This window comes from Citrobacter sp. Cpo109 (assembly GCF_030332565.1).
Classification (GTDB): Bacteria; Pseudomonadota; Gammaproteobacteria; order Enterobacterales; family Enterobacteriaceae; genus Citrobacter; species Citrobacter portucalensis.
In genome coordinates this window covers 71,431-97,291 of record NZ_JAOWHQ010000053.1, presented here as the reverse complement: position 1 = coordinate 97,291, position 25,861 = coordinate 71,431, and the positions used below count along the sequence as shown (strand labels likewise).

The window sequence follows — 25,861 nt, the reverse complement described above, 5'->3', positions numbered from 1 at the left end:
GTCAAAAGTAGGATGAATCCGCACTGAATGTATGGGTCGCGCTCAAAATGTAAACAGAGATTGACTATACTTACGCCGTTGAGGTAAAAAACAGCGTTTCATTCGGTGAATGGATAAGGCACAATGCCGGCCACCATATCGTTACCACAGCCAATAGGGGCTGTGAATAAAGGTAGTGGTGATTCTGGTTAACAAAAGCGGTGCAATATGCAAGTTTTTATCATGCGTCACGGCGACGCGGCCCTCGATGCCGCCAGTGATTCGGTTCGTCCCTTAACCTCCTGTGGTTGTGACGAATCTCGCCTGATGGCGAACTGGCTGAAAGGTCAAAAAGTGGATATCGAACGTGTTCTGGTGAGCCCGTTCCTACGAGCCGAACAAACGCTGGATGTGGTGGGGGAGTGTATGAACCTGCCAACCGGTGTGGATGTTTTGCCGGAGCTGACTCCCTGCGGCGATGTCGGTCTGGTCAGCGCCTATTTACAGGCTCTGGCCAATGAAGGTATCGCCACCGCACTGGTTATCTCTCACTTGCCTTTAGTGGGATATCTGGTGTCTGAGCTTTGCCCAGGTGAAACACCGCCGATGTTTACCACATCAGCGATTGCCAGCGTTACGCTTGATGAGAGCGGGAAGGGTACTTTTAACTGGCAAATGAGCCCGTGTAACCTGAAAATGGCAAAAGCGATTTAAACAGGCCGGATAAGGCGCAGCAGCCACCCGGAAAATCAAAGAGCCGCAAATGCGGCTCTTTTTGTCTTTCTGCATCACGGAAGTTCGGGCGGTAGCCACTCTTCCACTTCAATCAGCACCAGCAGCGCGGCGTCGCCACCGTACTCCTTCGGTGCCTGATGAAAGGCCATTACGTGCGGATGCTGGGCCAGCCAGAGCGGCGTCTGCTGTTTCAGAATATGTTTTCCGTGGCCATGCATCACGCAGGCGCAAAACACATGCTCACGGCGACAGGCGGCAATCAGCGCGCCTAACTCTTGTTTGGCCTGTTGCTGGGTCAGCCCATGCAGATCGAGAAACAGCTCCGGAGAGTAATCGCCACGGCGCATTTTCTTCAGTTCGAAATGGCTGACGTCGGCGCGCAGGTATCTTACCGGGCCGTCCGTATTCAGCAGCGGCTGAAACTCATCCGAGAAATAGTGGCTGGCATCAGCCTGCTCCTGTAGCAGCCTTTTAACCGGAACCTCGGCAATTTTTTTACGTGGAGGTCGGTGAACAATGGTGTCCTGTTTAATTTTACGCGTGCCGGTCATCAGCTGGCGAAACAGCGTCTGATCCTCCTCGCTGAGCGATGTTTTCTTTTTCATTCGAGAGTCTCAACTTTTATTTTCCGTTAGTTTAACCCGACTCGGCGGGCATCCGATCGCTTAAAACGCAATTTTCGCGTTCAGGCCCCGTGTGAATGCTGATTTATCGCCGTCTTCGTGGCAAACTAGCCGCCGAAATTAATACGAGCATGCCCTGGAGGAATACGTGGATAAAATTTTCGTCGATGAAGCAGTGAGTGAACTGCATACCATTCAGGACATGTTGCGTTGGGCGGTCAGCCGTTTTAGCGCGGCGAACATCTGGTATGGCCATGGCACGGATAACCCATGGGACGAGGCCGTACAACTGGTGCTGCCGTCACTTTATTTGCCGTTGGATATTCCAGAAGATATGCGTACCGCGCGTCTGACCTCCAGCGAGCGTCATCGTATTGTTGAACGCGTGATTCGCCGCGTCAACGAGCGCATTCCGGTTGCTTATCTGACCAACAAAGCCTGGTTCTGCGGGCATGAATTTTATGTTGATGAACGCGTGCTGGTTCCACGTTCACCGATTGGCGAGCTTATCAATAACCGCTTTGCGGGCCTTATTAATGAGCAACCGCAGCATATCCTCGATATGTGTACCGGCAGCGGCTGTATTGCCATTGCCTGCGCCTATGCCTTCCCGGAAGCCGAAGTCGATGCGGTGGATATTTCCACTGACGCGCTGGCGGTGACTGAACACAATATTGAAGAACACGGTCTGATCCATCATGTCACGCCGATCCGTTCCGATCTGTTCCGCGATCTGCTGAAAGTCCAGTATGACTTGATTGTGACCAACCCGCCGTATGTCGATGCGGAAGATATGTCCGATCTACCAAACGAATATCGTCACGAACCTGAGCTGGGTCTGGCGTCCGGCAGTGATGGGCTGAAACTTACCCGCCGCATTCTGGGGAACGCCCCGGACTACCTGTCAGATAACGGTATTCTGATTTGTGAAGTCGGAAACAGCATGGTACATCTGATGGAGCAATATCCGGATGTACCGTTCACCTGGCTGGAGTTTGACAACGGCGGTGACGGCGTATTCATGCTGACCAAAGAGCAGTTAGTTGCTGCTCGCGAGCACTTCAGCATTTATAAAGACTAATTACACGCGCACATACACAACACGCATAACGGAGCCGTGATGGCAGGAAACACAATTGGGCAACTCTTTCGCGTAACCACTTTCGGCGAATCACACGGGCTGGCGCTCGGTTGTATTGTCGATGGTGTTCCGCCGGGCATTTCTCTGACAGAAGCTGACCTGCAGCACGATCTCGACAGACGCCGTCCGGGCACATCGCGCTACACTACGCAGCGTCGTGAGCCGGATCAGGTGAAAATCCTCTCCGGGGTGTTCGAGGGCGTTACCACAGGCACCAGCATTGGCCTGCTGATCGAAAATACCGATCAGCGTTCACAGGATTACGGCGCGATTAAGGACGTTTTTCGTCCGGGACACGCCGACTATACCTATGAGCAAAAATATGGCCTGCGCGACTACCGTGGCGGCGGACGTTCATCCGCACGTGAAACAGCGATGCGCGTGGCGGCCGGAGCGATTGCCAAAAAATATCTGGCGGAAAAATTCGGCGTTGAGATCCGCGGCTGCCTGACGCAGATGGGTGATATTCCGCTGGAGATTAAAGACTGGTCCCAGGTGGAACTTAACCCGTTCTTTTGCCCGGACCCGGATAAACTCGAAGTGCTGGACGAACTGATGCGCGGGCTGAAGAAAGAAGGTGACTCCATCGGAGCTAAGGTGACCGTTGTTGCACGCGGTGTACCTGCGGGTCTCGGCGAACCTGTATTCGACCGCCTGGATGCCGACATCGCCCATGCGCTGATGAGCATTAACGCCGTTAAGGGCGTTGAGATTGGCGATGGATTTGACGTTGTTGCGCTGCGCGGCAGTCAGAACCGCGACGAAATCACCAAAGAAGGTTTCCAGAGTAACCATGCGGGCGGCATTCTGGGCGGGATCAGCAGCGGGCAACAAATCATTGCTCATATGGCGCTGAAACCGACGTCCAGTATTACCGTTCCTGGGCGCACTATTAACCGCTTTGGAGAAGAAGTCGAAATGATCACTAAAGGTCGCCACGATCCGTGCGTAGGGATCCGCGCCGTACCGATCGCCGAGGCGATGCTGGCGATCGTATTGATGGATCACCTGTTGCGTCAGCGGGCGCAAAATGCGGACGTGAAGACCGATATTCCACGCTGGTAAGAGATGAAAAAAACGGCACTTGCGGCGCTGGCTCTGTTTGCTAGTACCGCCTGTCTGGCGGCGACGCCCTGGCAGAAAATTACCCATCCGGTTGCGGGCAGCGCGCAGTCTATCGGCGCGTTTTCCAATGGCTGTATTGTTGGCGCAGATACGCTGCCTGTCCAGTCAGAACACTATCAGGTGATGCGCACCGATCAGCGTCGTTACTTTGGCCATCCGGATCTGGTGAGGTTTATCCAGCGTCTGAGTAATCAGGCCAATAGTCAGGGGCTGGGCACGGTGTTAATCGGCGATATGGGTATGCCGGCCGGTGGGCGATTCAATGGCGGTCACGCCAGCCACCAGACGGGACTGGATGTGGATATTTTCCTGCAACTGCCGAAAACGCGCTGGACCCAGTCGCAACTGCTGCGGCCGCAGGCGTTAGATCTGGTCTCACAGGATGGCAAACGTGTTGTGCCGTCACTGTGGAAACCGGAGATTTTCAGCCTGATCAGGCTGGCTGCAAAAGATAATGAAGTAACGCGTATTTTCGTGAATCCGGCGATTAAGCAACAACTTTGTCTGGATGCAGGGACCGACAGGGACTGGTTGCGTAAAGTGCGGCCGTGGTTCCAGCATCGTGCGCATATGCACGTGCGGTTACGTTGCCCTGCCGACAGCCTTGAGTGTGAAGATCAACCGTTACCGCCACCGGGTGACGGCTGTGGCGCAGAGCTGCAAAGCTGGTTCGAACCTCCAAAACCTGGAACCACCAAGCCTGAGAAGAAGACACCGCCGCCGTTGCCGCCTTCCTGCCAGGCGCTACTGGACGAGCATGTACTCTAATGGATCATTTTGCCTCTCTGTTTATGGTGTCGCCACTGCTGTTAGGTGTGCTTTTTTTTGTGGCGATGCTGGCAGGTTTTATTGATTCTCTGGCCGGAGGCGGTGGTCTACTCACCATCCCGGCATTGATGGCGGCCGGGATGCCACCTGCGCAAGCGCTGGCGACCAATAAGCTGCAAGCCTGCGGGGGATCTATCTCTTCCTCCCTCTATTTTATTCGTCGGGGTGTGGTTAATCTGGCGGATCAGAAGCTCAATATCTTCATGACCTTTATCGGCTCAATGAGTGGCGCGCTGTTGGTTCAACACGTGCAGTCAGATGTTCTGCGCCAGATCCTGCCAGTATTGGTTATCTGTATTGGCCTTTACTTTCTGTTGATGCCTAAAATCGGGGAAGAGGACCGACAGCGCCGACTGCACGGTTTGCCTTTCGCGCTGGTGGCCGGAGGCTGCGTCGGCTTTTACGATGGCTTTTTTGGTCCGGCGGCGGGGTCGTTCTACGCGCTGGCTTTTGTCATGCTGTGCGGATACAACCTGGCGAAATCGACGGCCCACGCCAAAGTATTAAATGCCACATCGAATATCGGTGGGTTGTTGCTGTTTGCTCTCGGCGGCAAAGTGATTTGGGCGACAGGTTTTGTGATGCTCATTGGCCAGTTTATTGGCGCACGGATGGGCTCTCGACTGGTACTCAGCAAAGGACAAAAACTCATTCGGCCAATGATCGTTATTGTCTCCGCCGTGATGAGCGCCAAGCTACTTTATGATAATCATGGACAGGAGATTCTCCACTGGCTGGGGATGAACTAATGAATAATACGCATCACTACGAACAGTTAATTGAGATTTTTAACGGCTGCTTTGCCGATGAATTTAATACCCGTCTGATTAAAGGCGACGACGAACCGATCTATCTTCCAGCGGATGCGGAATTACCGTATCACCGTATCGTTTTTGCGCATGGTTATTACGCCAGTGCGTTACACGAAATTTCACACTGGTGCATCGCCGGTAAAGCCCGTCGTGAACTGGTCGATTTCGGTTACTGGTACTGCCCGGACGGACGCGACGCGAAGACACAATGCCAGTTTGAAGATGTGGAAGTGAAGCCGCAGGCGTTTGACTGGTTGTTTTGCATGGCGGCGGGCTACCCGTTTAACGTCAGTTGCGACAATCTGGAGGGGGACTTTGAACCGGATCGCGTGGTATTCCAGCGCCGTGTTCATGCTCAGGTGATGGAGTACCTGGAAAAAGGGATCCCTGAACGTCCGGCGCGTTTCATTAACGCGTTACAGAATTATTATCACACGCCTGAACTTACGGCGGAACAATTCCCGTGGCCCGAAGCGCTCAACTGAAGTCGCTGCCACGTTTACAATGAGGAAATAAGATGATCGCGGAGTTTGAATCACGCATTCTGGCATTAATCGACGATATGGTAGAGCACGCCAGCGATGATGAGTTGTTTGCCAGTGGCTATTTGCGTGGGCACCTGACGCTGGCTGTGGCTGAGCTGGATGCTGGCGAGGACCATTCCGCTGAGGCATTGTACGCCAATGTGACCAGCAGCCTGGAAAAAGCCATCAGCGCAGGCGAACTCTCGCCGCGTGACCAGGCGTTAGTGAAAGAGATGTGGGACACACTGTTCCAGAAGGCAACGCAATAATAATTGCAGTGGATTGTGCCGGATGGCGACGCGAAGGCGTCTTATCCGGCCTACGCGGACGGGAGTTGTAGGCCGGATAAGCGTAGCGCCATCAGGCAATGGCGAGATGGTATCTTATTTCACCGCTTTACCCTTCAATAACTTCCTTACCCACAGACGATTCGGATTCAGCGCTGCCAGCGTGTTGGCATCCATTGGTATGGGTTCATTGCTCATTTGCGATGCAAGAATTTCTGCACACAGCGGGGCAGTACACAGCCCGCGCGAGCCCAGCGCACCTAACATAAATAAATCGGAATACACAGGGGCGTTTACGGCGTGCACTTTGTCTTCGGCAAGAGTGGCATACTGGCTGAGTGTGGCGTCATAATCCGCGATGTTGCCGACCATCGGCATGTGATCGCGCGTGGCGCAGCGCACTCCACAACGGGCGGCATTGCCACTAATGTCTACTTCTTTTGCCCACGAGGCATTCGGGAAACAATCTATTAAGCGCTGACGGTTTTGCTGCTGATCGTCCGCGCGATACACCGTTTCTTCACTTCCGCGATGATAGCTGGCGCCAATGCAGTGCTGCTGGTTTTGCGGGTTGTGTGGCGTGAGGTAGCCGTCATAGCACAGCACCTGACGCAGCGCTGAAAGCGAAGGCGTGGTAGGAATGTGACTCACCTGACCGCCTACGGAGTACACCGGAAGCGACTGCGTTTGCTCAACGCCGTTAATGCGATGCCCGTTAGCCATAACTACAGCAGCGTGAGTGGCAGTGTCGCCACTGGCAAACGTCAATTGCCAGTGTTCTGTCTGCCGAGACAGCGAGGCCAGCGTATGTTGATACCGGGTGCGTAATCCCAGCGTTGCGGCGTAGTCGAATACGGCGGCGGTTAACTGTGCCGGACACAGCCATCCTCCGGCAGGGTACTGAATGCCGCCGCATCCGGTTTCTACGCCGGTCGTTTGTAAAACCTGCTCTGCGTTAACGCTGATGGCGAGCGCATCAGGCAATTCAAGGGACAGCATTTGGTCGATTTTTTGCTGGCTTTTTTCATCCCACGCCAGTTGTGTCACACCGCACCAGTCATGCGCGAACTCAACGGGGAGGGCGTCATACAGTCGACGAGCGAAGGTAAACGCGGTGGGGAAAAAGAGATTAATGGCCGCGTCATGCTTGCTGAGTAGCGGATAAAGCGCGCCCTGGCGATTGCCGGATGCACCCCCGGCTGGGTTATCGTCGGCGCAATAGAGAGTGACCTGCCAACCGCGACGCAGTAACGCCAACGACAGCAATGCGCTGGCAATCCCCCCGCCAATAATGGCGGCTTCGCGTTTATCTGTTCCGGTACGTGCAAACCACGGCGCCGAGGAGGGGAGCGTCAGCGTCTGTTCCATTACGCCACAGAGCATTTCGCGTTTGCGACCAAAGCCTTTGCATTTTTGCATCGTAAATCCGGCTTCCTGCAATCCCCGACGCACAAAGCCCGCTGAGGTGAAGGTTGCCAGCGTACCGCCGGGACGAGCCAGACGGGCCATTGCGTTAAACAGCGTTGGCGTCCACATATCCGGATTTTTTGCAGGCGCGAAACCGTCCAGAAACCAGGCATCCACTTTTTGATTCAGGGAGTCATCGAGCTTACTGGTCAGTTCGTTAATATCGCCAAACCACAGATCCAGCGTGATACGTCCTTCATCAAGGAGCAGGCGATGGCATCCCGCCAGCGGCAGCGGCCATTGCTCTTGCAGCGCCGTGGCCCACGGGGCAAGTTCTTGCCAGTGTTGATGGGCTAAGGTTAAATCTTCGCGCGTCAGTGGATATTTTTCAAAGCTGATGAAATGTAATCTTTCCAGGGTAGCTTCGGGATGGGTATCGCGAAAATCGGTAAATGCCTGCCAGAGTGTCAGGAAGTTAAGTCCGGTGCCAAACCCGCTTTCTGCCACCACGAAGAGGGGACGTGAATGCGCAGGGAATCGCTGGGCGAGATGATTCCCGCCGAGAAAGACGTAACGTGTCTCTTCCAGCCCGTTATCATTGGAAAAATAGACATCGTCAAAATCTCGGGAAACAGGTGTACCCTCAGTGTTGAATTCAAGGTTTGCAGGTTGTATAGCGTATTGTTTCACGTAAGTTACTCGTCTGGCAGGCTGTGCCCCGATCTTAGCGATGAGTGCCTGGCTGCGCAAATTTCCACACTAAATGGCTGATCGGACTTGTTCGGCGTACAAGTGTACGCTATTGTGCCACTCGAAACTTTAAAATAGTGCGACTTACAGAGGTATTGAATGAAACGTGCAGTGATTACTGGCTTGGGCATCGTTTCCAGCATCGGTAATAACCAGCAGGAAGTCCTGGCATCTCTGCGTGAAGGACGTTCAGGGATCACTTTCTCTCAGGAGCTGAAGGACTCCGGCATGCGTAGCCACGTTTGGGGCAACGTAAAACTGGATACCACTGGCCTCATTGACCGCAAAGTAGTGCGCTTTATGAGCGACGCATCCATCTATGCATTCCTTTCTATGGAACAGGCAGTGGCTGATGCCGGCCTTGCAGCAGAAGATTACCAGAACAACCCGCGCGTTGGCCTGATTGCAGGTTCCGGCGGCGGCTCCCCGCGTTTTCAGGTGTTCGGTGCTGACGCAATGCGTAGCCCGCGTGGTCTGAAAGCGGTTGGCCCGTATGTGGTCACCAAAGCGATGGCGTCCGGCGTTTCTGCCTGCCTCGCAACGCCGTTCAAAATCCACGGCGTAAACTACTCCATCAGCTCTGCCTGTGCGACATCTGCGCACTGTATCGGTAACGCGGTAGAACAAATTCAGCTGGGCAAACAGGATATCGTTTTTGCTGGCGGCGGCGAAGAGCTGTGCTGGGAAATGGCGTGTGAATTCGACGCAATGGGCGCGCTGTCTACTAAATACAACGACGATCCATCCAAAGCTTCCCGTACCTATGACGCACACCGTGACGGTTTCGTTATCGCTGGTGGTGGCGGTATGGTCGTGGTCGAAGAGCTGGAGCATGCGCTGGCACGTGGCGCGCATATCTACGCGGAAATCGTCGGTTACGGCGCAACGTCCGATGGCGCAGACATGGTTGCTCCGTCTGGCGAAGGTGCAGTACGTTGCATGCAGATGGCGATGCACGGCGTAGACACCCCGATCGACTACCTGAACTCTCACGGTACCTCTACCCCGGTAGGCGACGTGAAAGAGCTGGGTGCAATCCGTGAAGTGTTTGGTGATAACAGCCCGGCCATCTCTGCGACTAAAGCCATGACCGGTCACTCTCTGGGTGCGGCTGGCGTGCAGGAAGCTATCTACTCTCTGCTGATGCTGGAACACGGCTTTATCGCGCCGAGCATCAACATTGAAGAGCTGGATGAGCAGGCGGCAGGTCTGAACATCGTGACCAAACCGACCGAGCAGGCGCTGACTACCGTGATGTCCAACAGCTTCGGCTTTGGCGGCACTAACGCAACGCTGGTCATGCGTAAGCTGTAAGTGTAAGTCTACAAAATGAGATGCAAAGGGGAGCCTGATGGCTCCCTTTTTTTACTTATTCATCTTTTCATACTCCGGTGCGATCTCCGCAGACCATGCTTTGGCTTGCGCGATGTCACCGGTGCTGTAGATTGGCTGTTCAAAATGATTGCCCAGATCCGTTACGCGATAAATTTTCCAGTGTCCCTCTTCCCAACGCGTATACACTTCCAGCAGTATGGGGGCTTCGCCTGTCGGCCCACCTAATTGTACTTCCACTTTTTCGCCGCCGAGAAAGGGGTGAGCTGGTCCAACCCGTAACAGCGGGGTCCATTCAGGGTCGTAATCCTGCACGTACATAAAGTAGTCAGAATCCAGTATTTCCTGCTCGTATAGGCTGTCAATCAGCGCCAGACGATCGATAACGTCTTTCGCCACATAGCGTTGCAATAATGCGGATGTGTCATGAGAAGTATCCAGATCTTGGGTAAAGTTGTTCATCCATGCGAGATAGAACTGCTTTACATCTTGTGTGCTGTCACTGCGAGGTGAAGAACAACCACAAAGTAACAAAACCAGAGCAATCAACGAGAACGCTTTCATTACTTACTGTTTCCTGTAAATGGTGTATGACGGTTTTGCCGCCCGATAGCCAGGCCCCGCCCACATATCACGTTGTCTAAAATCGGAGTACCACTCCTGACCGTCAAATATCGCCATATGACCGCTTGGGTTTCCTCCCTCATACGGTTGAATGATGATTACATCTCCTGCTCGGGGCTGCTCAAAGTGGCCAATGGCGCTGAAACCGGCACTTTTTAGCATGGGGCCATAATCTTTAGCATGATAAGTATGCCCAAGAGTGATACCTCCTGCCTGAATGGCTTTGCGGGTAAATTCCGCGCAGCGTCCTTGAGAATGTGAACTCGCGTGTGATTTAGCGTGATTAACTGCTGTTGTTTTATTCCAGCTCATCATGACTCCTGTTAATGGAATAGGTAATTAGTTCGCGTATTGCTTTAACAGGATTTAATCTGACGGGAATGGCCGATAGTGCTATTAATATCAGGAATATAATTAATTGACGTATTAATTAATCCATTTAGTGAATCATGTATTATATGTTTATAATTGACAGTTATTCTTTAGAACGGCATTTTTCTCTGATTTCGATTGATAGCGTGATGGCCAAATTACGTCCGGCGTGGTCTCCAGTGCCTGTGCGATGATCTGTTCTTCTCTGGGCCAGCTGCGGGAAAATACATTTCGTAGCGAATCAGGAGACAAGCCCGCAGAACGTGACAATTCTCTGAGAGTAATGCCTCTTTTTTCCAGTGCACTTTTAATATCTGCACGATGCCAGTCTTGGCTTTTGTGTTCCATTCTGTAATCCTAAGAAGATGTGTTATCGGCGCCGATATTTTTTAGGGTGTAAATTAGAAAGAAAAAAGAACGTTACTTTCTTTTTTATCGTAGGAATATTGCCAGAATTAATTTGAAATTTCGCGAAAAAGAAAAATATTTTTAATTCATCAGCAGAAAGGAAAGAAACTGATGGTAAAAGAGTGGCTCACGGTAAAGGAGTGTCTTGAATTACCGGGGTTTTCTGGAAGCGCGCCAGCTGTACGCCTGCGCTTAAATACCTACAGTGAAGGGAAGGAGGGCGTTAAGCGCAAGCGTGCGAAATCTAAGGCCGAGGAATTCCATATTTCTGTGTTCCCACTGTATGTTCGTTCGTATCTGAATGAAAATGAGAAAACAGTAGTGCCAGAACGCAACATTGTGCAGGAAGCAGAGCCCAAAGAGATTTGGGATATGATGTTCCGGCTCCTGACGCCGCAGCAGCGTGAACAGGTAACCGGGCGGTTCAGAGCGAAAGGCATTGATGCGGTATTTCCCTTTTTGTTCGTTGAGAAGTCACCGCTTTGAAACGCACAGCTATGCTTTCACAGTTGACAGCCAGGGTCACTCGCAGGCAGACTCCAGCTTCAACATTATCCTCTTGATAATGCGTAAGCGTTTAACGTTATCCAACGCACCTTAATCCTGATAGTCAGGTAGAGGGGGCGTGGACATTCCTCGCCTTACTCTGCATTTTGGAGTAACGCATGACAGCTGTAACCCAACAAGAAAAAACACCTTCGGCGAACTTTTCGCTGTTTCGTATCGCTTTTGCGGTTTTCCTGACCTATATGACGGTCGGTCTACCTTTGCCCGTGATTCCTCTGTTTGTGCATCAGGAACTGGGCTATGGCAACACCATGGTCGGTATCGCCGTAGGCGTCCAGTTTCTGGCGACGGTATTAACGCGCGGCTACGCCGGGCGCTTAGCTGACCAATATGGCGCTAAACGCTCGGCGCTACAGGGGATGTTTGCCTGTGGGCTGGCGGGCGCGGCGTGGCTTTTAGCCGCGCTATTGCCAGTTTCTGTCCCCGTAAAATTTGCGTTGTTAATCGTCGGGCGTTTGATCCTCGGTTTTGGCGAAAGCCAACTGCTCACTGGAACGTTGACCTGGGGATTGGGGCTGGTCGGCCCAACACGCTCCGGTAAGGTGATGTCGTGGAACGGAATGGCGATTTACGGCGCGTTGGCCGCCGGTGCACCGCTGGGTCTGTTGATCCACAGCCACTTTGGCTTCGCAGCGCTGGCCGGGACGACGATGGTATTACCGCTGCTGGCATGGGCATTCAACGGCACCGTACGCAAAGTGCCTGCGCATGCAGGAGAACGTCCTTCGTTATGGAGCGTGGTAGGGCTTATCTGGAAACCGGGCCTGGGCCTGGCGCTGCAGGGCGTTGGCTTTGCGGTGATCGGTACGTTTATTTCACTCTATTTTGTCAGCAACGGCTGGACGATGGCGGGGTTCACCCTGACTGCGTTTGGTGGGGCATTTGTGCTGATGCGCATTCTGTTTGGCTGGATGCCGGACCGTTTCGGCGGCGTGAAGGTTGCCGTTGTCTCTTTGCTGGTGGAAACCGCAGGGCTGATTCTGCTGTGGCAGGCCCCATCTGCCTGGATTGCGCTGCTCGGGGCGGCATTAACCGGGGCCGGGTGTTCGCTTATCTTCCCGGCCTTGGGCGTCGAGGTGGTGAAGCGAGTGCCTGCGCAGGTTCGCGGTACGGCGCTGGGCGGTTACGCCGCGTTTCAGGATATCTCCTACGGCATAAGCGGTCCGGTCGCCGGGGTGCTGGCCACCGCGTACGGTTATCCCTCAGTGTTCCTTGCCGGGGCGATATCCGCCGTGGTGGGGATTATCGTGACGTTACTTACGCTGCGAAAAGGTTAAGCAACCAGCCAGAAAATGGCTAACGCAATTATCAACGCAACAAACAGCAGTCCCGGTCGTGCCGACAGAGATTTAACCGTTTCAATCATCGGCGCGAACGGGCTGTAAATGGGCTGCAGATGACGCGGATCGCTGAGCTCGCGTTCTCGTTCCACGCGACGCAGGAAAATTTGATTGAGCAAGTCCTGCACCTGCACCGTGGTCAGAATCGATTGTGGTTGGATCTGATACGTCTGCTGTGCGTACTCTTTTATTGCTGTCAGCTCATTCGGCTCTAATGGCAGCTTCAGCGCCGCCTGGAGCGTTTGTAGCGTCGGGGCGCTTTGCAGGCTGAGCGTCTGGCGCGCCTGCAGCCAGGTGACCAGGTGCGTAAACTGTTTGGCAGGGATCAGCTCACCGCTTTTTACGCCAGACAACTCCAGCATCGACTGCCAGATCATCTTCCCGGATTCTCCCGTGGCCGCCGCCAGTTTGGTAACCAATTGGTTCAGCGTATTGTGCTCTGCGGGCAGCAACGGGCGATCGGTAGCCGGGCGCTGCTGCGGCTGCGGTATCGAAAGCTGCCCTTGCTGCAGCAGTGTGAGCACGTTCTTCAGCTGCTCAGGCGTGAGCTGGCTGAGCGCCGTTTGCCCATACTGCTGACGGATAAAATCACTCACTGCCTGGCGGTTATTTCCCTGACTCAGTAATTCAGTGAGCTGCGAAAGCACCTGACGATTCACATGATTTTGCTGAGCAACCCCCAGCCGTTGATTCAGGTTTTGCTCAGCGGCTGGAAAGTGACGTGACTGCAGCGGCGTATCACTTTTGACGCCCAGATCGTGCTTCATTCCGGCCCACACCTCAGCACTTTGCTGCTGGGTGAGTGAAATCAAACGGGTAATAAGCCGTTCCAGCACAGTACGTTGTTGCGTGGATAACGGTTGTTCACCCGCAGCGGAAGGGGCATTATGGCCTTCGCCGGGAGGGCGTGCGGGCGTACCTGAAATGGGCTGCATCATCTCTGTTCCTTAAATCTGTGCTGACCAGGTCTCGCAGTATGCCTGGCGGCGAGATTATGGCACACTTGCCCGGTTAACTCTCGTTCTCAAACAGGTGCGAAAGACGTGAAAATCCTCGTTGATGAAAATATGCCCTATGCCCGCGAACTGTTCAGTCGTTTGGGGGAAGTCAAAGCGGTTCCCGGCCGTCCGATTCCCGTTGCTGAACTGGATGATGCGGATGCTTTAATGGTGCGCTCGGTGACGAAAGTAAATGAATCACTGCTTGGCGGAAAACCGGTTAAATTTGTCGGTACGGCAACCGCTGGCACAGACCATGTGGATGACGCCTGGCTTGCTCAGGCGGGGATAGGTTTTTCCGCCGCACCCGGTTGTAACGCAATAGCGGTCGTAGAATATGTTTTTTCAGCATTGCTGATGCTGGCGGAGCGCGACGGGTTTGCGTTACGCGATCGCACCGTAGGCATTGTGGGTGTGGGGAACGTGGGCGGGCGTTTGCAGGCGCGTCTGGAAGCGTTGGGGATCCGCACGCTGCTGTGCGATCCACCGCGAGCCGATCGCGGTGACGAAGGCAATTTCTGCTCGCTGGATGAACTGGTTGAGCAAGCCGATGTGCTGACTTTCCATACCCCGCTGTTTAAAGACGGGCCGTACAAAACGCTGCACATGGCGGATGACTCGCTGATTAGTCGGTTGAAGCCGGGCACCATTCTGATCAACGCCTGCCGTGGGCCGGTCATCGACAATACGGCATTGCTGAACCGATTGAATGCCGGTCAGTCGCTGAGCGTTGTGCTGGATGTCTGGGAAGGAGAGCCGGATCTCAATGTGGCATTGCTGGAGAAAGCCGATATCGGCACGGCGCACATTGCCGGGTATACCCTCGAAGGAAAAGCGCGTGGTACCACGCAGGTCTTTGAGGCCTATAGTAAGTTTATTGGTCACGAGCAGCACGTTGCGCTCAGTACCCTGTTACCCGCACCGGAATTTGGTCGTATTACCCTGCATGGCCCGTTAGATCAGCCAACGCTGAAAAGGCTCGTGCATTTAGTGTATGATGTGCGCCGCGATGATGCGCCGTTGCGTAAAGTCGCTGGAATTCCGGGTGAGTTTGATAAACTGCGTAAAAATTACCTTGAGCGTCGTGAATGGTCGTCTTTATATGTGATGTGTGACGACGCAACGGCTGCTGCCTTATTGTGTAAGCTGGGTTTTAACGCTGTTCATCATCCGGCACATTAATGTCTTCTTAATGCTCCCTGTCGAATAATGCGACAGGGACGCTTACGTATTTCTTGGAGTAAATCACCATGTCTGAAGGCTGGAATATTGCCATTCTGGGCGCAACGGGCGCCGTAGGCGAAGCCCTGCTCGATACGCTGGCTGAACGCCAGTTCCCGGTCGGTGAAATTTATGCGCTGGCGCGTAATGAAAGCGCCGGTGAGCATCTGCGTTTTAACGGTAAATCGGTCATAGTGCAGGACGTTTCAGACTTTGACTGGACGCAGGCACAGTTGGCATTTTTTGTTGCGGGCGCTGAAGCCACCGCCGCATGGGTAGAAGAAGCCACTAATGCGGGTTGTCTGGTGATTGACAGCAGCGGTCTGTTCGCGCTCGAGCCTGACGTTCCGCTGGTGGTTCCGGACGTTAACCCGTTCGTGCTGGCGGATTACCGTAACCGCAATGTGATTGCGGTGCCTAACAGCCTGACCAGCCAACTGCTGTCTGCGCTGAAACCGTTGATTGATGACGGTGGGCTTTCGCGTATTACGGTGACCAATATTATCTCAGCTTCCGCTCATGGCAAAAAAGCGGTGGATGCGCTGGCAGGACAGAGTGCGAAACTGCTTAATGGCATCCCGATTGACGAAGATGATTTCTTTGGCCGTCAGTTGGCATTCAACATGCTGCCGATGCTGCCCGATCGTGAAGGTAGCGTGCGTGAAGAACGTCGTATCGTTGATGAAGTGCGCAAAATTATGCAGGATGACGGCCTGCTCATCTCTGCCAGCATCGTGCAGTCCCCGGTATTTTATGGCCACGCGCAGATGGTGAATTTTGAGGCCCTGCGTCCGTTGGCGGCGGAAGAAGCGCGCGATGCGTTTTCACGCGGTGAAGACGTGGTGTTGTCGGAAGAGACCGATTTCCCGACCCAGGTTGGCGATGCATCGGGCACGCCGCACCTTTCTATTGGCTGCGTGCATAATGATTACGGTATGCCAGAGCAAGTTCAGTTCTGGTCTGTTGCGGACAACGTTCGCTTTGGCGGCGCGTTAATGGCGGTGAAAATTGCGGAAAAACTGGTGCAGGAGTACCTGTACTAATGTCTGACCAGCAACAGCCGTCAACCCATAAAATTGCGCTGGGCATTGAGTATGACGGCAGCAAATATTATGGCTGGCAGCGCCAGAACGAAGTGCGTAGCGTTCAGGAAAAACTGGAAAAAGCGCTCTCTCAGGTGGCGAATGAGCGCATCAATGTTTTTTGTGCAGGACGCACGGATGCGGGCGTTCATGGCACTGGGCAGGTCGTGCATTTCGAAACCACTGCCCAGCGTAAAGATGCGGCCTGGACACTGGGGGTAAATGCGAATTTACCTGGTGACATCGCTGTGCGCTGGGTTAAAGCTGTACCCGATGATTTTCATGCTCGATTTAGCGCCACGGCTCGCCGTTATCGCTACATCATCTACAATCATCGGTTGCGCCCTGCGGTTTTGGGTAAAGGGGTAACCCATTACTATGAACCGCTGGACGCTGAGCGAATGCATCGTGCGGCCCAGTGTCTGATTGGCGAAAATGATTTTACTTCGTTTCGGGCGGTGCAGTGTCAGTCGCGCACGCCGTGGCGAAACGTGATGCACATTAACGTCGAACGTTTCGGTGCATATGTGGTGGTGGATATTAAAGCGAATGCCTTTGTACATCATATGGTCAGGAATATTGTCGGCAGCCTGATGGAAGTTGGCGCCAACAACCAGCCGGAGAGCTGGATAGCAGAACTGTTAGCGGCAAAGGACAGAACGCTGGCAGCGGCAACGGCGAAAGCGGAAGGACTGTATCTGGTTGCGGTAGATTACCCAGACCGGTTCGACCTGCCAAAACCGCCTATGGGCCCGCTATTTCTGGCGGACTAATTTGAGTCGTATAAAGGCAAAACTATGGACCTGATTTACTTTCTTATCGATTTTATCCTGCACATTGATGTGCACCTGGCGGAGCTGGTTGCGGAATATGGTATCTGGGTATACGCCATTCTGTTTCTGATCCTGTTCTGTGAAACCGGGCTGGTGGTGACACCCTTCCTGCCTGGGGACTCGCTGCTGTTTGTTGCGGGGGCGCTTTCTGCGCTGCCAACCAACGATCTCAATGTTCATCTGATGGTGGCACTGATGATTGTGGCGGCGATTGTGGGCGATGCGGTGAACTACACGATTGGTCGATTGTTCGGGGAAAAACTTTTCAGTAACCCGAACTCCAAAATTTTCCGCCGCAGCTACCTGGATAAAACCCATGCGTTCTACGAGCGTCATGGCGGTAAGACGATTATCCTGGCGCGTTTCGTGCCTATCGTGCGTACATTTGCGCCGTTTGTTGCCGGTATGGGACATATGTCCTACCGTCACTTTGCGATGTATAACGTCGTCGGTGCACTGCTGTGGGTATTGTTGTTCACCTACGCAGGCTACCTGTTCGGCGATCTGCCGATCGTCCAGGAAAACCTGAAATTATTGATTGTGGCGATTATCGTCCTTTCCGTATTGCCGGGGGTGATTGAAGTAATTCGCCATAAGCGTGCTGCGTCACGGGCTGCAAAATAGAAAGTAACTCAGCGGTTCGACCACTTTTTTATCCAAAGTTTCGGGCTGTTATGTTTTAATGTGCAACATTCATGGTCTGTTAGGGGCAAAAATGGCATTATGCGCCCCTTATAACAAAGCTGACTAGGGTTCAGGCAGAAAGGTCACCAATGAGCTGGATTGAACGAATTAAAAGCAACATTACTCCCACCCGCAAGGCAAGCATTCCTGAAGGGGTGTGGACCAAGTGTGATAGCTGCGGTCAGGTTTTATACCGTGCTGAGCTGGAACGTAATCTTGAGGTCTGTCCGAAGTGTGACCATCATATGCGCATGTCGGCGCGCAATCGCCTGCATAGCCTGTTAGATGAAGGTTCTCTTGTGGAACTGGGTAGCGAGCTTGAGCCGAAAGACGTGCTGAAGTTTCGTGACTCCAAAAAATACAAAGACAGACTGGCTTCTGCGCAGAAAGAAACTGGCGAGAAAGATGCGCTGGTGGTGATGAAAGGCACACTTCACGGTATGCCGGTCGTTGCTGCAGCATTCGAGTTCGCGTTTATGGGCGGCTCCATGGGCTCTGTGGTCGGCGCGCGTTTTGTCCGTGCCGTTGAGCAGGCGCTGGAAGACAACTGTCCGCTGATCTGTTTCTCTGCTTCTGGCGGGGCGCGTATGCAGGAAGCGTTGATGTCTTTGATGCAGATGGCGAAAACCTCTGCTGCGCTGGCGAAAATGCAGGAACGCGGTTTACCGTATATTTCTGTACTGACCGACCCAACAATGGGTGGTGTTTCCGCAAGCTTCGCGATGCTGGGCGATCTCAACATTGCAGAACCGAAAGCATTGATCGGCTTCGCTGGTCCGCGTGTTATCGAGCAAACCGTACGTGAGAAACTGCCGCCGGGATTCCAGCGCAGCGAGTTCCTGATTGAAAAAGGCGCTATCGATATGATCGTTCGCCGTCCGGAAATGCGTCTGAAACTGGCAAGCATCCTGGCGAAGCTGATGAATCTTCCTGCGCCGAATCCGGATGAGCCGCGTGAAGGCGAAGTGGTACCTCCGGTTCCCGATCAGGAACCAGAGGCCTGATAGTTTACGCTATGGGTTTCGGGTTGCAGGCAGGCGAGAAGAGCGTTGATCCCGATGAGCTTACACCGGTAAGTGATTCGGGAGAGCGAGTACAGCCAACGCATCTGCAACGTGGAAAACAACGTGTAAAAAAGGGCAGGCCGGTTGGCGCTGCCCTTTTGCTTTTCTCAACGTAAAGAATCTACAGGCATCATGGACAATAAACGTATCCCTCAAGCCGCGTCGCCCCTGGCGTCGTGGCTTTCTTATCTGGAAAACCTGCACAGTAAAACCATCGATCTGGGCCTTGAACGCGTCAGTCAGGTGGCGCGTAAACTGGGTGTGTTGAAACCTGCGCCATTTGTTTTTACGGTGGCAGGAACCAATGGGAAAGGCACAACCTGTCGTACGCTGGAATCTGTGCTGACTGCGGCAGGCTATAAAGTTGGGGTGTACAGTTCGCCTCATCTGGTGCGCTACACGGAACGCGTACGCGTGCAGGGGCGTGAACTGCCGGAATCAGCCCATACCGCCTCGTTTGCTGAGATTGAAGACGCACGGGGTGACATTTCCCTGACCTACTTTGAATACGGTACGTTATCGGCACTCTGGCTGTTTAAACAGGCCCAGCTGGATGTCGTTATTCTGGAAGTGGGGTTAGGCGGCCGCCTTGACGCCACCAATATCGTCGATGCCGATGTCGCAGTAGTCACCAGTATTGCGCTTGACCATACTGACTGGCTGGGCCCGGATCGCGAAAGTATTGGTCGTGAGAAGGCGGGAATTTTCCGCGCAGAGAAACCGGCCATCGTCGGCGAACCGGAAATGCCTTACACCATCGCGGATGTCGCTCAGGAGTGCGGGGCGGTTTTGCAACGTTGCGGTGTGGACTGGCGCTATGCGGTCACGGAGAACGACTGGTCGTTTACTGATGCTCATGGAACGCTGGCGCACCTGCCGTTGCCGCAGGTGCCACAACCTAATGCTGCAACCGCACTGGCTGCACTGCGCGCAAGCGGCCTTAACGTCAGCGAGCAGGCTATTCGTGACGGTATCGAACAAGCGATTTTACCGGGGCGCTTCCAGATTGTGAGCGAGTCGCCGCGGGTGATTTTTGATGTTGCCCATAACCCGCATGCGGCGGAGTATCTGACTGGACGTCTGAAAAAGTTAGTGAAAAGCGGGCGTGTACTTGCGGTTATCGGTATGCTACATGATAAAGATATTGCCGGTACGTTGGCCTGGCTGAAAAGCGTGGTTGACGACTGGTACTGTGCGCCCCTGGAAGGGCCGCGTGGAGCAACGGCAGAACAGCTGCTGGAGCACCTGGGCAAAGGCAGCGCCTATGACAGCGTGGCGCAGGCATGGACTGCGGCACTGGCTGAGGCGAAGCCAGAAGATACCGTGTTGGTGTGTGGATCGTTTCACACTGTCGCACATGTCATGGAAGTAATAGACGTGGGGAGAAGCGGTGGCGAGTAAGTTTCAGAACCGATTAGTCGGCACAATTGTGCTGGTCGCGCTCGGGGTAATTGTGCTTCCCGGGCTGCTTGACGGGCAGAAAAAGCATTATCAGGATGAATTTGCAGCGATCCCACTGGTGCCTAAACCCGGCGATCGCGATGAACCAGACATGATGCCTGCAGCAACGCAGGCGCTGCCGACTCAGCCGCCGGAAGGGGCGGCAGAAGAGGTGCGTGCGGGTGATGCTGCCGCGCCATCGTTGGATCCATCACGTTTGACGACGGCAAACAGCGCGGAGTTAGATCCTGTTCCTGCGCCTGTGGAACCACCGAAACCTAAACCGAAGCCGCAGCCTGTTGCCGTCGCCCCGACGCCAACGCCGGCACCGACTCCAGCGCCGAAACCGGCCGCTGAGGAAGCGCCAGCGCCAACCGGCAAAGCGTACGTTGTACAACTCGGTGCATTGAAAAACGCGGATAAGGTCAATGAGATCGTGGGTAAACTTCGTGGCGCGGGCTTCCGGGTATATACTTCCCCGTCAACGCCGGTGCAGGGTAAAATAACCCGCATTCTCGTAGGGCCTGACGCCTCCAAAGATAAGCTGAAGAACTCGCTGGGCGAGCTGCAGAAGATCTCTGGTTTGAGCGGGGTGGTGATGGGGTATACCCCTAACTAAGGGATTGCGTTACGTTGCTCTGATGTAGGCCGGACAAGGTGTTTACACCGCCATCCGGCAGTGCCCGAAGAGGCATAAAATCGTATGGCGTTGAAGATTTTTTCAGCGCCATTTTTATTTACGCGTGGAAAGGAAATCCCTACGCAAACGTTTTCTTTTTCTGTTAGAATGCGCCCCGAACAGGACGACAGGGCGTAAAATCGTGGGACACATATGGTCTGGATTGATTACGCCATTATCGCGGTGATTGGTTTTTCCTGTCTGGTTAGCCTGATCCGTGGCTTTGTTCGTGAAGCATTATCGTTGGTGACTTGGGGTTGTGCTTTCTTTGTCGCCAGCCATTACTACACTTACCTGTCTGTCTGGTTTACGGGCTTTGAAGACGAACTGGTTCGAAATGGGATTGCTATCGCGATACTGTTCATCGCGACACTTATCGTCGGCGCTATCGTTAACTTTGTGATAGGCCAACTGGTAGAGAAAACAGGACTGTCGGGTACCGACAGAGTGTTGGGGATTTGCTTCGGTGCTTTGCGTGGAGCATTGATCGTCGCCGCCATACTGTTCTTTCTCGATACCTTTACCGGTCTGTCGAAAAGTGAAGACTGGGGTAAGTCACAGCTGATCCCGCAGTTCAGTTTCATCATCAGATGGTTCTTTGACTATCTGCAAAGCTCGTCAAGTTTCTTGCCCAAAGTATAAACTTTGGGTCGTTGCTGAACGAGGAAAAGACGTATGTGCGGTATTGTCGGTATCGCCGGTGTTATGCCGGTAAACCAGTCGATTTATGACGCGTTAACGGTGCTCCAGCATCGTGGTCAGGATGCTGCGGGCATCATTACCATTGATGCCAACAACTGCTTCCGCTTGCGTAAAGCAAACGGAATGGTGAGCGATATTTTTGAAGCGCGCCATATGCAGCGTTTGCAGGGCAATATGGGCATCGGTCATGTGCGTTACCCAACGGCTGGCAGCTCCAGCGCCTCCGAAGCTCAACCTTTTTACGTCAACTCACCGTATGGCATTACGCTTGCCCACAATGGCAACCTGACCAACGCGCATGAGTTGCGTAAAAAGCTGTTTGAAGAAAAGCGCCGCCACATCAATACCACTTCAGATTCTGAAATTCTGCTGAATATTTTCGCCAGCGAGCTGGATAACTTCCGCCATTACCCGCTGGAAGCCGACAATATTTTTGCTGCCATTGCGGCAACCAACCGCCAGATTCGCGGCGCCTATGCCTGCGTGGCGATGATTATCGGTCACGGCATGGTTGCCTTCCGCGACCCTAACGGTATCCGTCCGCTGGTGATGGGCAAACGCGATATTGGCGATGGCCGTACCGAGTACATGGTGGCGTCTGAGAGCGTAGCGCTGGATACGCTGGGCTTTGAATTCCTGCGCGACGTAGCACCTGGCGAAGCGGTGTACATCACCGAAAAAGGCCAGCTGTTTACTCGTCAGTGTGCTGATAACCCGGTGAGCAATCCGTGTCTGTTTGAATACGTTTACTTCGCTCGCCCTGACTCCTTTATCGACAAGATTTCCGTCTACAGCGCCCGTGTGAATATGGGGACTAAGCTTGGCGAAAAAATTGCCCGTGAGTGGGAAGATCTGGACATCGATGTAGTAATCCCAATCCCGGAAACCTCCTGTGATATCGCGCTGGAAATTGCCCGTATTCTCGGTAAGCCGTACCGCCAGGGGTTTGTGAAAAACCGCTATGTGGGCCGTACCTTTATCATGCCGGGCCAGCAGTTGCGTCGTAAATCTGTGCGCCGTAAGCTGAACGCTAACCGTGCGGAATTCCGTGATAAAAACGTGCTGCTGGTGGATGACTCCATCGTGCGCGGCACCACTTCAGAACAGATTATCGAGATGGCGCGTGAAGCTGGCGCGAAGAAGGTGTATCTGGCCTCTGCCGCCCCGGAAATTCGCTTCCCGAACGTTTATGGCATCGATATGCCTACGGCGACGGAGCTGATTGCGCATGGTCGCGAAGTGGATGAGATTCGCCAGATAATCGGCGCAGATGGTCTGATCTTCCAGGATCTGAACGATCTGATTGAAGCTGTCCGTGCTGAGAACCCGGATATTCAGCAGTTTGAATGTTCAGTGTTTAACGGCGTGTACGTTACTAAAGACGTCGACCAGCAATATCTCGATTTCCTCGACTCCCTGCGTAATGACGATGCCAAAGCGGTGTTGCGTCAGAACGAAGCGGAAAACCTTGAGATGCACAACGAAGGTTAATGTTTGCTCGCAAGCAAGGACGCAACCTGCGCCCTTGCTTGCAACTCACCGTAATTTCCTGCAAAGTCGGCCCTGAGCAAGTAAGGGCGATTACACATGAAACGACTCATCATTGGTATTTCTGGTGCAAGCGGGGCAATTTACGGCGTGCGCCTGTTGCAGGTATTGCGTGACGTCACTGATGTGGAAACCCACCTGGTGATGAGTGCCGCTGCCCGGCAGACGCTGGCGCTGGAAACGGACCTCTCTGTGCGCGACGTGCAGGCGCTGGCAAATGTGAATCACGATACCCGTGATATCGCCGCCAGTATCTCCTCCGGCTCTTTTCAGACCGCCGGAATGGTTATCCTGCCTTGTTCAATCAAAACGCTTTCTGGCATCGTCCACAGTTACACCGATGGGTTGCTTACCCGTGCGGCAGATGTAGTGTTGAAAGAACGTCGTCCGTTGGTGCTGTGTGTACGCGAAACGCCGCTGCATTTGGGGCATTTGCGATTGATGACGCAGGCGGCAGAAATTGGGGCGGTAATTATGCCACCTGTTCCGGCGTTTTATCATCGTCCGCAAACGCTCGATGATGTGATTAATCAAACGGTTAATCGCGTGCTTGACCAGTTTGATATTACCCTTCCGCAGGACCTGTTCACCCGCTGGCAAGGGGCGTAAGCCGTTCCATCAGCGTGCAAAGAATCATCGGTTGCCCTGTTTCAGGGCAATTTTGTAACCGCGATCATATCCTCAACATTTAATTCGTTAAAACTCAACGAAACGCTGCGGTTCAACCGCCAGACCTGCTATCTTCAAAATCAGGACATTATTGCAACGTTTTATTAACATATTTAACGTCGAATATCCTCATCGACGCTAAAATGGCATAAGACCTGCATGAAAAAGTCTGCAAACACACAACACAACGTAAAACATAATAAAATTACGCTACTTGAGGGTTATGTATGAAGAAGACGGTTCTTGCTTTGTCTTTGCTGGTAGGACTCTCCGCCACCGCGGCCAGCTACGCAGCACTTCCGCAGACGGTTCGTATTGGTACAGATACAACGTACGCTCCTTTTTCCTCTAAAGATGCCAAAGGCGACTTTGTCGGTTTTGATATCGATCTGGGAAATGAGATGTGTAAGCGCATGCAGATCAAATGCACCTGGGTTGCCAGCGACTTTGATGCGCTGATCCCATCGCTGAAAGCGAAAAAAATTGATGCCATCATCTCCTCGCTTTCTATCACCGAAAAGCGTCAGCAAGAGATTGCGTTCTCAGACAAACTTTACGCTGCAGACTCACGTCTGATCGCCGCGAAAGGTTCCCCAATTCAGCCGACTCTGGATTCCCTCAAGGGTAAACACGTTGGCGTCCTGCAAGGCTCTACTCAGGAAGCCTATGCCAATGACAACTGGCGCAGCAAAGGCGTGGACGTGGTGGCCTATGCGAACCAGGACCTCATCTATTCTGACCTGACGGCAGGCCGTCTGGACGCGGCATTACAAGATGAAGTCGCGGCCAGCGAAGGCTTCCTGAAGCAGCCTGCTGGTAAGGATTACGCTTTTGCCGGTCCGTCGGTGAAAGATAAAAAATACTTTGGTGATGGAACCGGGATTGGCTTGCGCAAAGATGATACAGAGCTGAAAGCCGCTTTCGACAAAGCGCTGGGCGAACTGCGTAAAGACGGCACCTACGACAAAATGGCGAGCAAATATTTTAATTTTAATGTCTACGGCGATTAATACAGCGGCGTGGGGAATTGACTGCACCATTGCGGGTAACCATTTCGGTGCATAATAAATTCAGTGCACTGTTTTGGTGCTTTTATCGCTGCCTTAATAGGCATGAGTGCATACTTAAGCGCTTTTCATGCAAATAAATACCGCCGACAGGGTAGAATGCTTTGCCTTGTCGGCCTGATTAATGGCACGATAACTGCACCTGGTCCTGTAAAGATCCCCTATAAAAGACAGTCTGTTGAGGATAGTTATGAAAAAACTGGTGTTGTCTCTTTCTCTGGTTCTGGCTTTCTCCAGTGCTACCGCAGCATTTGCAGCCATTCCGCAAAAAATTCGTATCGGTACCGATCCTACTTATGCGCCGTTCGAATCGAAGAATGCGCAGGGTGAATTAGTCGGTTTTGATATCGATCTGGCTAAAGAGCTGTGCAAACGTATCAATACGCAATGTACCTTCGTGGAAAACCCTCTGGACGCGCTGATCCCTTCGCTAAAAGCGAAGAAAATTGATGCCATCATGTCCTCGCTTTCCATTACTGAAAAACGTCAGCAGGAAATCGCATTTACCGACAAGCTTTATGCAGCCGATTCGCGTCTGGTTGTCGCTAAAGATTCTGCTATTCAGCCGACCATTGAGTCGCTGAAAGGTAAACGTGTTGGTGTGCTGCAGGGCACTACCCAGGAAACGTTCGGCAACGAACACTGGGCGCCAAAAGGTATTGAGATTGTCTCTTATCAGGGGCAGGACAATATCTATTCTGACCTGACTGCCGGGCGTATTGACGCCGCGTTCCAGGATGAAGTCGCGGCTAGCGAAGGCTTCCTGAAACAGCCAGTCGGTAAAGATTACAAATTCGGCGGCCCGTCTGTGAAAGACGAGAAGTTGTTCGGCGTGGGTACCGGTATGGGACTGCGCAAAGACGATAACGAGCTGCGCGAAGCGCTGAACAAAGCCTTTGCCGAAATGCGAGCTGACGGTACTTACGAGAAGCTGGCGAAAAAGTACTTCGATTTTGATGTTTACGGCGGTTAATTACCGCAGGTGCTGATAAAGCCCGTAGATTTTTGACGCGTTGAATT

General features: G+C 53.2%; 28 protein-coding genes. 22 read left to right on the top strand and 6 right to left on the bottom strand.

What is annotated here, in order from left to right:
* Nucleotides 1-207 precede the first annotated feature (207 nt).
* The gene (gene sixA, locus OGY71_RS08045) at nt 208-693 is read left to right on the top strand and encodes a phosphohistidine phosphatase SixA (protein ID WP_003028179.1); all 486 of its coding nucleotides are present in this window, start codon (nt 208-210) and stop codon (nt 691-693) included.
* Nucleotides 694-767: 74 nt separating this feature from the next.
* Here the strand turns inward: sixA and smrB are convergent, their stop codons facing one another.
* A complete protein-coding gene (gene smrB, locus OGY71_RS08040) occupies nt 768-1,319 on the bottom strand; it encodes an endonuclease SmrB (protein ID WP_003839296.1) in 552 nt (183 codons plus the stop codon).
* A gap of 166 nt (nt 1,320-1,485) precedes the next feature.
* Between smrB and prmB the strand changes: the two genes are divergently transcribed.
* The 6 genes from prmB to OGY71_RS08010 are packed head-to-tail and all read left to right on the top strand — an operon-like array spanning nt 1,486 to nt 6,036.
* Complete coding sequence (gene prmB, locus OGY71_RS08035; protein ID WP_003834827.1) at nt 1,486-2,418, top strand: 50S ribosomal protein L3 N(5)-glutamine methyltransferase; 933 nt, start codon at nt 1,486-1,488, stop codon at nt 2,416-2,418.
* 39 nt (nt 2,419-2,457) lie between these two features.
* On the top strand, nt 2,458-3,543 hold the full coding sequence (gene aroC, locus OGY71_RS08030) for a chorismate synthase (protein WP_149335108.1): 1,086 nt from the start codon (nt 2,458-2,460) through the stop codon (nt 3,541-3,543).
* 3 nt (nt 3,544-3,546) lie between these two features.
* Nucleotides 3,547-4,371: a penicillin-insensitive murein endopeptidase gene (mepA, locus tag OGY71_RS08025; protein ID WP_003834823.1), complete on the top strand. Its 825-nt coding sequence runs from the start codon at nt 3,547-3,549 to the stop codon at nt 4,369-4,371.
* On the top strand, nt 4,371-5,180 hold the full coding sequence (locus OGY71_RS08020) for a sulfite exporter TauE/SafE family protein (protein ID WP_003834821.1): 810 nt from the start codon (nt 4,371-4,373) through the stop codon (nt 5,178-5,180). Before mepA ends, OGY71_RS08020 begins: the two co-directional genes overlap by 1 nt.
* Nucleotides 5,180-5,728 (top strand): elongation factor P hydroxylase, encoded by a 549-nt coding sequence (locus tag OGY71_RS08015; protein ID WP_003834819.1) that lies wholly within the window; start codon nt 5,180-5,182, stop codon nt 5,726-5,728. Before OGY71_RS08020 ends, OGY71_RS08015 begins: the two co-directional genes overlap by 1 nt.
* 32 nt (nt 5,729-5,760) lie before the next feature.
* Nucleotides 5,761-6,036 carry a YfcL family protein gene (locus tag OGY71_RS08010; protein WP_003028163.1) on the top strand — a complete coding sequence of 92 codons (276 nt, stop codon included), beginning with the start codon at nt 5,761-5,763 and terminating at the stop codon, nt 6,034-6,036.
* A gap of 114 nt (nt 6,037-6,150) precedes the next feature.
* Here OGY71_RS08010 and mnmC read toward each other — a convergent pair whose 3' ends face one another.
* Entirely contained in the window at nt 6,151-8,151 is a 2,001-nt protein-coding gene (mnmC, locus tag OGY71_RS08005) for a bifunctional tRNA (5-methylaminomethyl-2-thiouridine)(34)-methyltransferase MnmC2/FAD-dependent 5-carboxymethylaminomethyl-2-thiouridine(34) oxidoreductase MnmC1 (protein ID WP_286613080.1), read from the bottom strand.
* 159 nt (nt 8,152-8,310) lie between these two features.
* Here mnmC and fabB point away from each other — a divergent pair, with 159 nt between their 5' ends.
* Nucleotides 8,311-9,525, top strand: coding sequence for a beta-ketoacyl-ACP synthase I (gene fabB, locus OGY71_RS08000; RefSeq protein ID WP_003834815.1), 1,215 nt, complete (start codon nt 8,311-8,313; stop codon nt 9,523-9,525).
* Nucleotides 9,526-9,576: 51 nt separating this feature from the next.
* Here fabB and OGY71_RS07995 read toward each other — a convergent pair whose 3' ends face one another.
* The 3 genes from OGY71_RS07995 to OGY71_RS07985 form a co-directional block, all read right to left on the bottom strand.
* Complete coding sequence (locus tag OGY71_RS07995; RefSeq protein WP_003834813.1) at nt 9,577-10,107, bottom strand: YqhG/Tai3 family protein; 531 nt, start codon at nt 10,105-10,107, stop codon at nt 9,577-9,579.
* Nucleotides 10,108-10,110: 3 nt separating this feature from the next.
* Nucleotides 10,111-10,479 carry a CHAP domain-containing protein gene (locus tag OGY71_RS07990; RefSeq protein WP_003834811.1) on the bottom strand — a complete coding sequence of 123 codons (369 nt, stop codon included), beginning with the start codon at nt 10,477-10,479 and terminating at the stop codon, nt 10,111-10,113.
* Nucleotides 10,480-10,629: 150 nt separating this feature from the next.
* Nucleotides 10,630-10,887, bottom strand: a complete 258-nt coding sequence (locus tag OGY71_RS07985; protein WP_003834809.1) for a helix-turn-helix domain-containing protein — start codon at nt 10,885-10,887, stop codon at nt 10,630-10,632.
* 171 nt (nt 10,888-11,058) lie between these two features.
* On the opposite strand from OGY71_RS07985, the gene OGY71_RS07980 reads away from it, so the two are divergent.
* Both OGY71_RS07980 and OGY71_RS07975 read left to right on the top strand, forming a co-directional pair.
* A complete protein-coding gene (locus OGY71_RS07980) occupies nt 11,059-11,433 on the top strand; it encodes a hypothetical protein (protein ID WP_003834808.1) in 375 nt (124 codons plus the stop codon).
* A gap of 179 nt (nt 11,434-11,612) precedes the next feature.
* Nucleotides 11,613-12,791, top strand: a complete 1,179-nt coding sequence (locus tag OGY71_RS07975) for an MFS transporter (protein WP_003834805.1) — start codon at nt 11,613-11,615, stop codon at nt 12,789-12,791.
* On the opposite strand, the gene flk is transcribed toward OGY71_RS07975, so the two are convergent.
* On the bottom strand, nt 12,788-13,789 hold the full coding sequence (gene flk / locus OGY71_RS07970; RefSeq protein ID WP_003834804.1) for a flagella biosynthesis regulator Flk: 1,002 nt from the start codon (nt 13,787-13,789) through the stop codon (nt 12,788-12,790). The genes OGY71_RS07975 and flk overlap by 4 nt on opposite strands.
* A gap of 108 nt (nt 13,790-13,897) precedes the next feature.
* On the opposite strand from flk, the gene pdxB reads away from it, so the two are divergent.
* The 12 genes from pdxB to hisJ all read left to right on the top strand — a co-directional run bounded on the left by pdxB (nt 13,898) and on the right by hisJ (nt 25,814).
* Nucleotides 13,898-15,034, top strand: coding sequence for a 4-phosphoerythronate dehydrogenase PdxB (gene pdxB / locus OGY71_RS07965; protein WP_003834802.1), 1,137 nt, complete (start codon nt 13,898-13,900; stop codon nt 15,032-15,034).
* A gap of 68 nt (nt 15,035-15,102) precedes the next feature.
* Entirely contained in the window at nt 15,103-16,116 is a 1,014-nt protein-coding gene (locus OGY71_RS07960) for an aspartate-semialdehyde dehydrogenase (RefSeq protein WP_003834801.1), read from the top strand.
* Nucleotides 16,116-16,928: a tRNA pseudouridine(38-40) synthase TruA gene (gene truA, locus OGY71_RS07955; protein WP_003028142.1), complete on the top strand. Its 813-nt coding sequence runs from the start codon at nt 16,116-16,118 to the stop codon at nt 16,926-16,928. Before OGY71_RS07960 ends, truA begins: the two co-directional genes overlap by 1 nt.
* Nucleotides 16,929-16,952: 24 nt before the next feature.
* The gene (locus tag OGY71_RS07950) at nt 16,953-17,612 is read left to right on the top strand and encodes a DedA family protein (protein ID WP_003028140.1); all 660 of its coding nucleotides are present in this window, start codon (nt 16,953-16,955) and stop codon (nt 17,610-17,612) included.
* A 149-nt stretch (nt 17,613-17,761) separates the two neighbouring features.
* A complete protein-coding gene (accD, locus tag OGY71_RS07945) occupies nt 17,762-18,676 on the top strand; it encodes an acetyl-CoA carboxylase, carboxyltransferase subunit beta (protein ID WP_003834797.1) in 915 nt (304 codons plus the stop codon).
* Nucleotides 18,677-18,868: 192 nt separating this feature from the next.
* Nucleotides 18,869-20,137, top strand: a complete 1,269-nt coding sequence (gene folC / locus OGY71_RS07940) for a bifunctional tetrahydrofolate synthase/dihydrofolate synthase (protein ID WP_063940566.1) — start codon at nt 18,869-18,871, stop codon at nt 20,135-20,137.
* Nucleotides 20,127-20,795 (top strand): cell division protein DedD, encoded by a 669-nt coding sequence (dedD, locus tag OGY71_RS07935; protein WP_003834793.1) that lies wholly within the window; start codon nt 20,127-20,129, stop codon nt 20,793-20,795. Before folC ends, dedD begins: the two co-directional genes overlap by 11 nt.
* Before the next feature lie 213 nt (nt 20,796-21,008).
* On the top strand, nt 21,009-21,497 hold the full coding sequence (gene cvpA / locus OGY71_RS07930; protein WP_003028129.1) for a colicin V production protein: 489 nt from the start codon (nt 21,009-21,011) through the stop codon (nt 21,495-21,497).
* A 33-nt stretch (nt 21,498-21,530) separates the two neighbouring features.
* A complete protein-coding gene (purF, locus tag OGY71_RS07925; RefSeq protein ID WP_003028127.1) occupies nt 21,531-23,048 on the top strand; it encodes an amidophosphoribosyltransferase in 1,518 nt (505 codons plus the stop codon).
* A gap of 96 nt (nt 23,049-23,144) precedes the next feature.
* Nucleotides 23,145-23,714 carry a UbiX family flavin prenyltransferase gene (locus OGY71_RS07920; protein ID WP_003028125.1) on the top strand — a complete coding sequence of 190 codons (570 nt, stop codon included), beginning with the start codon at nt 23,145-23,147 and terminating at the stop codon, nt 23,712-23,714.
* A gap of 287 nt (nt 23,715-24,001) precedes the next feature.
* Nucleotides 24,002-24,784: a lysine/arginine/ornithine ABC transporter substrate-binding protein ArgT gene (gene argT / locus OGY71_RS07915; protein ID WP_003834788.1), complete on the top strand. Its 783-nt coding sequence runs from the start codon at nt 24,002-24,004 to the stop codon at nt 24,782-24,784.
* A gap of 247 nt (nt 24,785-25,031) precedes the next feature.
* The gene (gene hisJ, locus OGY71_RS07910; RefSeq protein ID WP_003028120.1) at nt 25,032-25,814 is read left to right on the top strand and encodes a histidine ABC transporter substrate-binding protein HisJ; all 783 of its coding nucleotides are present in this window, start codon (nt 25,032-25,034) and stop codon (nt 25,812-25,814) included.
* Nucleotides 25,815-25,861 lie beyond the last annotated feature (47 nt).